Here is a 9,410-nt window from a genome sequence, read left to right on the forward strand (position 1 = left end):
CTGGCGGTCATCGGTCCGCCTGACCGGTGTTCTCTGCGCGCGGATCGGCCTGAAGTTTCCCCATCGCATGGGTCGGCCATACTTCGTAGGGGAGGGTGTTGAGCATGACGATCTGAGCAAGCATTGGGCAGCATCCCTTGGTTGTTCGGCGTGCGAGATCTGTTGTCAGGCAGATGATCTGGTGCATGTGGGGCAGTCGTCAGGCGAATCGGTGGGGTGCGGATGTCCCGTCTCGATCAGGCGTGTCCAACAGCCGCGCAACATCGCACACGTCCGCACCGTGCAGTCGGCGTGTACGTCGCGGGATATCTCCCGATGCATCTGGGCCGGTGACATCGCATGGTTCGGATGCTGGTGCTGAACGGGATCGGCGCCCATATCAGAAACCCAGGTGCGGAACATCGGCCGGGACGAACCGGCCGGCCTCGATGAGCCGCTTCTTCGCCTGTGCTTTGACGGGGCAGATCGACGCCTGGCAGTCCAAGTGGTTCTGCATAATCAGATGCGCGTATTCGATTGTCATCACGGGCAATTCGCTGTGGTTCGTTACCGGCAGGCCGTGCATGCGGATACTCCGAACGTGGGTGTGAGTGTCTGGGATGCCCGGTAGCCGAGGCCGAAACCGCCTGTGATACAAAGGGATTCGCTTGGACGGTGGGTACTTCCCGGCTACCGGGGTGATGCAAGTACACACCCGACTTTCGGAAAACGGCATCCCCAATCGCCCGCTTCCGTCGTAATATCGCCACACTTTCTCCGCGGATACCGCCACGTGAGCGCCACCTGCTGACGGCTTCCAAAAGTCCGGTCACTACATAGTGAGGCTAACGATATGAGCGTTACCGGCAGTACCCTCGCGCGTCGTGCCCTCGGTCGTGAACTGCGCCGATTGCGGACGGTCAAGGGCATGTATCAAGCCGAAGCGGCCAGGCTGGCCGAAACCTCCCCGCAATCGATCGGTCGCATCGAGGAAGGGCGATCGACCCGGATCACCAGCTTTCAGGTCAACGCCCTCTGCGATGCCTACGGGGCCATCGACGACGAACGGCGAATCCTGTTGGGGCTGGTCCAGGAGGTGCGGGCCGCGCGGGAACGCGGTGGGGGCTGGTGGCGTTCGTATGCCGATCAGATCACCGGGGACTTCGACCATTACCTGGCTTTGGAGGAGGCGGCAAGTCGATTGACGGCGTGGAAGTTGGCCGTACTTCCGGGCCTGCTCCAGACCCCGGACTACCGCCGTGCGATAGCTTGGATCGAGTCTCCCGATTTGCCTTCTGAGCTGATAGAGAAGCGAATTGAATGGGCAATACGCAGGCAGCGACGCTTGGAAGATCCGGGGTTTGCTGTCGAGATATTGCTGTCGGAAGCTGTACTGCGCGAGGAGATGGGCGGTCCAGCAGTGATGAGTGAACAGCTCCGGCATCTGACCGAAGTCGGTGCCCTGCCGAACGTTTCGATACGAGTTGTCCCGTTCAACGCCCGCAACCATCTCGGCGTGCTCGTCGGATCGTGCTCGCTCATGGAGTTTCCGCGCTTGCCGCAGTCCAAGCTCACGGAACCGCCGATCGTCTACGTGGAGGAATACAGAGGTGATCTGTACCTGGAACGTGACGCGGAGGTGGAACCTTATCGGACTGCGCTCGCCGAGATCGGACGTGTAGCGTTGGATGAGAGCAAGTCCAGGCGAAAGATCCTGGCTGTGGCGAAGGAGCACAGAGCGTGAGTGTCGATCTGTCCGGGGCGAAGTGGTACAAGAGCAGCCGCAGCAGCTCGACGAAAGACTGTGTGGAAGTTGCTCACCTCGAGGGGGGCACGGTTGGGGTGCGGGACTCGAAGAACCCCCAGGGCCCGGCTCTTGTGTTCAGCCCCGCCGAGTGGGATGCGTTCACGGCGGGTGTGCAGAGCGGGGTGTTCGAGCAGTCCTGAACGGCGTGCATGTGAATTCATAGGAACCCCAGATGCTTTCGGTATCTGGGGTTCTTCCGATTCAGCGTTCCTCCGGGATTGCAGCCGCGATGAACGCTTTGCATGCTGATGACCCGACCGGTACGGTCTAGACGAGCTTGCGGGGGCGGGGAAGCCGGTCCGACCCCAGGTCAGAGATGGCACCGGTTCGAGAGGACGAGATGGCCAGCTGGAGTGGTGTGATCCGGGGTGCGGTTCTCGGTGCGGGGCTGATCATGCTGGTTTCGGCATGCAACTCCGGTGGGGAGTCGAAGGGCAGCACGAACAGTGCGTCGGCGACGCCGACCATCGCGGCGGATGTGCCAACGGGGTTCGATGCGTGTAAGGACATCCCGCAGTCGGTGATTCAGCAGGAACAGCTCATCAAGCCGACGCCGGACATCACAGATAGGCCCGGCGGCTACAAGTGGCGCGGCTGCGACTGGGTTCAGCGCGGCGGCGATGGATACGCTGTCACGATCGACACCACCAATATCACCTTGGCAATCGTTCGCGCGAACAGTCAGTTCACTGTCACCGAAGAGTCCAACGTGGCTGGGCGGGCGGCACTTACCTATCGCCCAAGCGATGATAAGACGGATCAACATGAGAACTGCGTACTGATTGTTGATATGAGGGGCGGCAGCCTGGAGGTCGGTATCACCAACCCGCGTTCGGCCAAACTGACTGCCGCCCAGCACTCCTGTGACATCGCCAAGCGTCTTGCGGAAGGGATTGTTCCAGCGATACCTGCCACTCTCTAGACTTGAACGAACTCCGGTCGATCACGGTTGGAAACCCTTGGGGAGGACCACGAACTATGAGCGGCGACTCCACGGCATTATCATCGTCGGGCCCGCTGGCCAGCGCGATCAAGGACGCTCAGGACGGCAAGCTGACTGTCAGTTTCAGCGACAAAGTGCGTGTCAACGCCGACGAGTTCGTCTACATCGAGCGCGACTGCGAGGCTTTCAAAGAAGAGATCCGCCGACTTCAGCGGATCGCGGAAAGGATCTCGAACCGAAAGAACTGGGGTCTCGGTGAGTCGACGGACGGTATGATCTCGGCCGCCACACTGGTGGCTCGCTTCCGTGGCAAGGCCAAGATTGCCGATCCAGCCACGGACTCGAACAACAACGTGTACGACATTCTGGAACAGCACTATCAGATCGTTGACGACATCCAAAACCTCCACCGCACAATCGCCCAGAAATACGTCGAGCAGGATCAAGCATTCGCCGCTCGCTACAACGAGTTGAAGGCGGATTGGGGAGTCAGCCAGATTGGTAGCCCGACCCAACTGGGCGTGACAACGCCCCCGGCGATTGGTGCGTCGAAATGACCGATTCGAACGAGCCATCGAAGATTTCCGGCGGCGGGGAACATGTCGATAGCTGGAACCATTGGAAGATCTACAACGCCTTCACTCCGCTGAATACGACCGAGGCGCACAATGGCTCCAGTGAGTATGTACAGATCGCAACGGACTGGGCTTCGGCGGCAGAACTTTTCGCCAACCGGATCAATCATTCGAGTTCGGCCGCCTGGGACGGCACTGCCGCGAAGAGTTCGCGGGACGCGATCAGCAAGTACGCCAAGGCCGCATTGGACCTGACAACACCGCTACAGAACCTTGCCGACCGGGTGTCGGCAGCGGCCAACGGCGTCAACGATACTCAGAAAGCCGTGGATAAGCCGCCGGACGGCGGATCCTGGTACAACCCGAAGAGCTGGAACCTCGGTATCTACCACGGCCCCAATTCCGCTGCGGTGCGCAACGATTGCGAGAGCTCAGCCCGGGAAGCCATGCGCAGTCATTACGTCAATACATTCGTTTCGGCGGATAAGCAGATTCCGGTGCTCCCGGTGCCGAACAGCCCGACCGATCCGTTGTACAAGGCGCCCGAAATCAAGAACGACGGCTACACCCCCGGGACATCCGGAAACGGTGGCGGTAACCCGACATCCGGGACTGGCAACCAGGGCAGCGGCGACCAGAAGGAAGATTCGCAGCCCACCACCGATCCAACGACGAACAATTCGCAGGATTCGTCGACCACTCCCACGAGTACCGATTCGTCGTCGCAGACCCCGTCGACCACCTCGGCTACCCAACCGAGTTCGGTGACCCCGACGACGAGCACTTCGACTACGCCGAGCGGCTACTCGGGCGGCACGGGCAGCAGCAGCGGCGGCTTGGGCGGCACCTCCGGCACGACCTCGGGCAAGCCCGGCAGCAGCGTGCCCGGTACACCGACCGCCACGGGCACGACGGCCAACGCGGCACGCGCGGCGACCACCGGCACCGGCACCTCAGGAATGGGCGGAATGGGTGGAATGGGCGCTGGCCGTGGCCAATCCAAGGGCGACGACGACTCCCATCAGCTCCCCGAGTGGCTTCGGAACATGGAGAACACCGAAGAGTTGCTCGGGCCCGGCCCGAAAACTGTTCCCGGCGGCGTGATCGGCGGTGACCACGCCGAACCCGGATCGACACCGAGCTGATCCCCGGTCGAAGTATCGGCCGTCGAAACCTTTCTTATCTGAATTTCGCTGGCTCGCCCCCTGTCCTGAGGTACTTACGCCGTACCCCGGGCGGTGCCGAGCCCGCCGCATGATGTTGATTGGATGACCACGATGGCCGAATGGAGTTGGGAGCCGGACGATTTCGCGGCGCTGTGGTACAGCGACGCGAACGACCGGTTCCCGCACCCGCTGCGCTATGTCAGCCGTTTGGCCACCAACGACGAGGTCGCCACGCATCGGGCCGCCGTGCGTGCCCGCTACGGTGTCGAGGAAACCGAGCAGATCAACCTCGCCCTGCACACCCTCACCACCTCGGAGCTGCGCATTGAAATCGCCGGTGACTCAACGGTTCTCGGCAAGGGCGAACCCCGCGAATACCGCGTCCTCGGTGCCCGGACTCCCTATCACGCGGTGATGCTCACCCAGACCGCCACGGACGGTGTCGACAGCCCTATCCGCTGTCGGCTGTTCCGCACCGAACAACTAGCGGCACGCTTGGCCGCCATTCTGCCCTCGGTTCCTCCGGGCAGCGCCAAACCGGACACCTTCCATGTGGCGGACCTGCGTTCCAGCAATAACGGACACGGCCATGGCCGCAACAGTCCGCTGGAACGTTTCGATCGTCTCACTCAGCACCGCTCAGGCGCGGGTGTCGCCGGACTGCTCGCCGGATACCTGTACAGCCGCCCGGCCCCCTGGTACGCCCTCGGATGGTTCGATGCCGAAGGCGATGGCCGATACGTTCAGCAGCAAACCCGCGAACACATCACCGTCCGGCCTGCCACCACCGGCGACCTCACCAATTTCTTCGAAACCTGGATCGAATTGGCCCTGAAACGACTCCGTGGCGACGACCCCGACAACTGGTGATGCGATCGCGCCGGATTCTCGCCATACGCGGTGACCAGCTCGGCGCGCGCCGATGGTGCGCTCGCTATCGCGACTGCATCCGACCCACCGCGTGAGCTGACTCCAGCGCGGTCGCTGCCTGTGGCCCATCGCCGGACGCCGTGGCAATTGCGTGCCGAGTCGCGGCCAGCCGTGCGAGCGCGGCCTCGGTGAAGACCGACAACCCGAGGTCGGGGTTGTAGCCGTGAATTTCCTTGACGTCTAGCTCGGCCAGGAAATACAGGATCTCCCTCGACAGCACCTGACCTGGTACCAGCACCGGGAAGCCGGGCGGGTACGGGACGACGAAGGTGGTGGATACCAGGGTCTTCCCCTTGGCGATCCGTCGCCCGGCGTCGCCGAGCAGGATGTGTTCGCGGTCGGACTCCTCATACCCGGCGTAGAAGGCCGATCGCATGTCGCCGAACACGCTGGCGCCGTCGGGACGAAACACGCTGTCGAACTCGCTGAAGTCGGGCAGCGCCGGTAGATCCTTGGTGATCTCGTCGACCCGGCGCTGTTGCAGGGCGTGATCGGCCTTACCGCCCGCGCCCCGGCTGCGCTCGAAGTCGGTAGCCACCCGACGCAGCACGTCGAGCAGGTAGTGCACACTCGACCAGGTCACGCCGATCGTGAAAATCAAGAGCACACTGTTGATCGAGGTCTTGTTGATCTGGATACCGAACCGGTCCATCAGGATCTTCTCGCGGAATTCGAACCCGTTCATCCCGGTCTTGCCGATGAACAGGGTGACCCGGGTCGGGTCGAGCACGAACTGATCGGACCGCCACGCCTCGTTCCACTCTGCCAAGCCACCCTGTCTGACCTGTCGGTACGAGCTGACTTCGGAGGGCCGGAACTCGTCGGGCACCAAGTCGTCCTCGTCGAGGATGCGGAACCACTTGCCGATCAGCCGGTCTTTGCGGACGCGGTGACGGAAGACCAGTGCCATGTCGTAGACGTTGCGGACCAGCTGGAAGCCCTCGATGTCGACCTGCCGACGCGCCAAGTCCAACGACGCCAGCAGTTGCTGGTTCGGCGAGGTCGAGGTGTGGGTCAAAAACGCCTCACCGAACGACTCTCGGACGAGAGCTTTGAAATCCTGGTCGCGGACATGGATCATCGACGCCTGCCGAAGCGCCGACAGCGACTTGTGCGTGGAATGCGTCGCGTACACACGTACACGCGCGCGCACCGGGTCCGGAAGCAGTCGGCGGTTGCTCCACTCGGCACGGTCGACTCCCTGCATAGACGCACGCCACCTGCGGTACTCCGCGGCGTACCCGGGTGAGGACAATGTCGATTCGAGTTGCTCGGCGGCAACCATGGCGGTCCGCTGCCGTGCCCACGGCACCGCGGTGGCGAACGCGTACCACGCCTCGTCCCACAGGAAGCAAATGTCCGGCTTGATCGCCAGGACCTCCTCCATCACGCGCCGTGGGTTGTAGACGACACCGTCGAAGGTGCAGTTGGTGAGCAGGAGCATGCGCACTCGGTCCAGTTGTCCGGCCGCCTCGAGGTCCAGCAGGGCCTTCTTGATGGTGTGCAGGGACACGGCTCCGTAGATCGCGAACGGCTCGAGCGGGTAGGCGTCCAGGTACCTCGGGTACGCCCCGGCGAGCACCAGGCCGTAGTGGTGCGACTTATGGCAATTGCGGTCGATCAGAACGATATCGCCCGGCCGGGTCAGGGCCTGCACGACGATCTTGTTCGCGGTGGAAGTTCCGTTGGTGACGAAGTACGTCTGATTGGCACACCAGGTCTTCGCGGCTTTGTCCATCGCCACCCTGATCGTGCCGTGCGGGTCCAGCAGTGAGTCCAGCCCGCCGGAGGTGGACGACGTCTCGGCCATGAAGATGTTGCGGCCGTAGAACTCGCCCATATCCCGCAGCGACTTGGAGTTGAAGATGCTGGCGCCACGCGCGACGGGAAGGGCGTGGAATTGGCCGACCGGCGCGGCCGCATAGGCACGCAGGGCGTCGAAAAACGGTGTGGCGAACCGGCTCCGGAAGCCGGCGAGCACCGTGCTGTACAGGTCGGTGACATCGTTGAGCCGATAGAACGTGCGGTCGTAGACGTTCGGCTCGTCTTCGCTCTCCGCGGCGATCGATTCGTCGGTGAGTAGATACAGATCGATATGAGGCCGCAGCTGCCTGATCCACTCGCCACATTCGACCCAGTTCTGGGTGCGCTCGGTGACGACCACGTCGTCGTTGACGCCGAGCAATGTGGTCATCAACGGCACCCGGTCGTGTGAACGAAGCGGCAGGTCATGCCGGATGATCGCCGCCTGAATCTCGCCGTTCAACGCGACCGCGGTGATGGCGTCCTCGATGCTCGACACGACGAGCAGCTCGAACTGCACATCGTCGGACGGGTCGCGCAGCGCGCGCACGCTCTCCGCCAGGCTCTCGGGAGCCTCGGGCGGAGAATCGTCGCCGAGTAGGACGGTGAAGAACTGCTGCTGTTTGGCCCGCGCCACGAGTTCCTGATCGGCCAACGGCGCGGACGTGTCGAACACAGCTGTACCGTCGCCGTACTCGGAGAGCAGGCGCACAGCCAGCGACACCTCCTCGGTGAGCCGCACCGTTGCCAGGTCGGCGAGATATCCGCGGAACGCCGCCAGTCTCGCCGCGCCTGGGTACAGCCAGTACCGCTCGTAGGCACCGAGACGATCGAGGAGGCGGCGCACCCGGGCGGCTTCATGGGTGGTGTCCAGCCCGGCACGGTTGACATCGGCGAGCCGACGGCACGCGTCGTCGAGCAGATTCCACGTGTCGATTCGCGAGTACGACGGGTTCGCTACCGCCGCCAGCGCGGAGACACTGAGCCCTTTCGGGCGCTCGCCGTTTCGGTGCATATCGTCAGTTTCGCCCTCGATCGGTAGGCGAGGTGATTTGTCGAATATTAACGGTCACCGGGAATGATCCCTGCAAATATTGTCCCCCGCGGCCGATCAATTTCCCAGCTAACCGTCAGGATGCCGCGGTTTCAGGTCGGAGGCCGAATTCGTTCCGAATTGATCCGTTGGTTCCCTGGTGGGCGCGGCCGCGTCGGTAGCTCACCGCGATACGGACGGCGGATCATGACTGCCGGATCGGTCGGCCCGGCCCGGGCACGGTCACTTTCCGCCGTCCATCGCGTGTCAGCTATTGAGCGCTGACTGCGGCGTCTTCATCGCGTGGCATGTCACACCTCAGCCCAAAGGAAATCCGGGCTGCGGCGCGGGCGTCACACGACCGCGGGACGCCGGGCCGCGTTTTCGGCGATGGCCGTGACGATCTGATCGAATAGCGGCTCGGGGAAGTCGTGGCCCATTGCGTCGAACGGCAGGTAGGTCGAGTTGGGGATCGCGGCGTGGGTGGCCTCGCCCCCGGCGATCTTGATGAGCGTGTCTTCGGCACCATGAATGACCAGCGCGGGCAACTGCAGCCGCTGGAGGCGACTCCTGCGGTCGGGAGCGATCACGGCCGCGGTCACCTGGCGTGCCGCGCCGTCGGGATGCCGTGCGCGGTCGTAGGCCTGGGTCGCGAGTGCGTGGCGGCTCTCACGGTCGGCGTAGGTCTTCGAGCCGATGAGCGTGTACAGGTCGGTGATCTGCTCTATCGCGTCCGCACGATCCGGCGGCATCGGTTTCAGCAGTTCCTCGAGCACGTTCCCATCGGCCATGCCGATGAGAAAATGCGGCGTGCTCATGATCGAGCACAGCGAGAGCACCCGCGGGGTGTGCTCGATGGCGAGTAGCTGGGCGACCATCCCGCCCATCGAAGCGCCGACGACGTGCGCCCGCTCGATATCGAGATAATCGAGCAGTTCGACAGCGTCGCGGGCAATCGCCCGCAGGTAGTACTGGCTCGGGGTGGTCTTCCACTCGGTCAGACCGCTGTCACGGTTGTCGGGACGGATCACCCGGTAGCCGCGCTCACCGAGGTGGTCGACGATTTCCTGGGGCCAGTGGATCAGCTGGGAGCTGAGCCCCATGATCATCAGCAGCGGTTCCCCCGACGGATCACCCTCGTCACGGAAGCACATCCTGACCTCGGACAGATCAG

General features: G+C 63.2%; 9 protein-coding genes. 6 read left to right on the forward strand and 3 right to left on the reverse strand.

Features of this window, described 5'->3' with window-relative positions; genetic code table 11:
• Positions 1 to 379: 379 nt before the first annotated feature.
• Positions 380 to 565, reverse strand: coding sequence for a hypothetical protein (locus NP3_RS33150; RefSeq protein ID WP_063045689.1), 186 nt, complete (start codon positions 563 to 565; stop codon positions 380 to 382).
• 267 nt (positions 566 to 832) lie between these two features.
• Here NP3_RS33150 and NP3_RS33155 point away from each other — a divergent pair, with 267 nt between their 5' ends.
• From NP3_RS33155 to NP3_RS33180, 6 genes are all read left to right on the forward strand, one after another.
• A complete protein-coding gene (locus NP3_RS33155; protein ID WP_063045690.1) occupies positions 833 to 1,723 on the forward strand; it encodes a helix-turn-helix domain-containing protein in 891 nt (296 codons plus the stop codon).
• Positions 1,720 to 1,926 (forward strand): DUF397 domain-containing protein, encoded by a 207-nt coding sequence (locus NP3_RS33160; protein WP_063045691.1) that lies wholly within the window; start codon positions 1,720 to 1,722, stop codon positions 1,924 to 1,926. The genes NP3_RS33155 and NP3_RS33160 overlap by 4 nt, the downstream gene beginning before the upstream one ends.
• 200 nt (positions 1,927 to 2,126) lie before the next feature.
• Positions 2,127 to 2,708 (forward strand): DUF3558 domain-containing protein, encoded by a 582-nt coding sequence (locus tag NP3_RS33165; RefSeq protein ID WP_245721213.1) that lies wholly within the window; start codon positions 2,127 to 2,129, stop codon positions 2,706 to 2,708.
• Between the two features lie 56 nt (positions 2,709 to 2,764).
• The gene (locus NP3_RS33170) at positions 2,765 to 3,286 is read left to right on the forward strand and encodes a hypothetical protein (RefSeq protein ID WP_063045693.1); all 522 of its coding nucleotides are present in this window, start codon (positions 2,765 to 2,767) and stop codon (positions 3,284 to 3,286) included.
• Positions 3,283 to 4,449 (forward strand): WXG100 family type VII secretion target, encoded by a 1,167-nt coding sequence (locus NP3_RS33175; RefSeq protein WP_063045694.1) that lies wholly within the window; start codon positions 3,283 to 3,285, stop codon positions 4,447 to 4,449. The genes NP3_RS33170 and NP3_RS33175 overlap by 4 nt, the downstream gene beginning before the upstream one ends.
• A gap of 123 nt (positions 4,450 to 4,572) precedes the next feature.
• Positions 4,573 to 5,340: an ESX secretion-associated protein EspG gene (locus tag NP3_RS33180; RefSeq protein ID WP_245721214.1), complete on the forward strand. Its 768-nt coding sequence runs from the start codon at positions 4,573 to 4,575 to the stop codon at positions 5,338 to 5,340.
• Positions 5,341 to 5,404: 64 nt separating this feature from the next.
• Here NP3_RS33180 and NP3_RS33185 read toward each other — a convergent pair whose 3' ends face one another.
• Positions 5,405 to 8,218, reverse strand: a complete 2,814-nt coding sequence (locus NP3_RS33185) for an aminotransferase class I/II-fold pyridoxal phosphate-dependent enzyme (RefSeq protein WP_063045695.1) — start codon at positions 8,216 to 8,218, stop codon at positions 5,405 to 5,407.
• Between the two features lie 371 nt (positions 8,219 to 8,589).
• Positions 8,590 to 9,410: alpha/beta fold hydrolase (locus NP3_RS33190; protein WP_218024984.1), on the reverse strand; the 821-nt coding region annotated here is incomplete at its 5' end.

Source organism: Nocardia pseudovaccinii NBRC 100343 (genome assembly GCF_001613225.1).
GTDB classification, from domain to species: domain Bacteria; phylum Actinomycetota; class Actinomycetes; order Mycobacteriales; family Mycobacteriaceae; genus Nocardia; species Nocardia pseudovaccinii.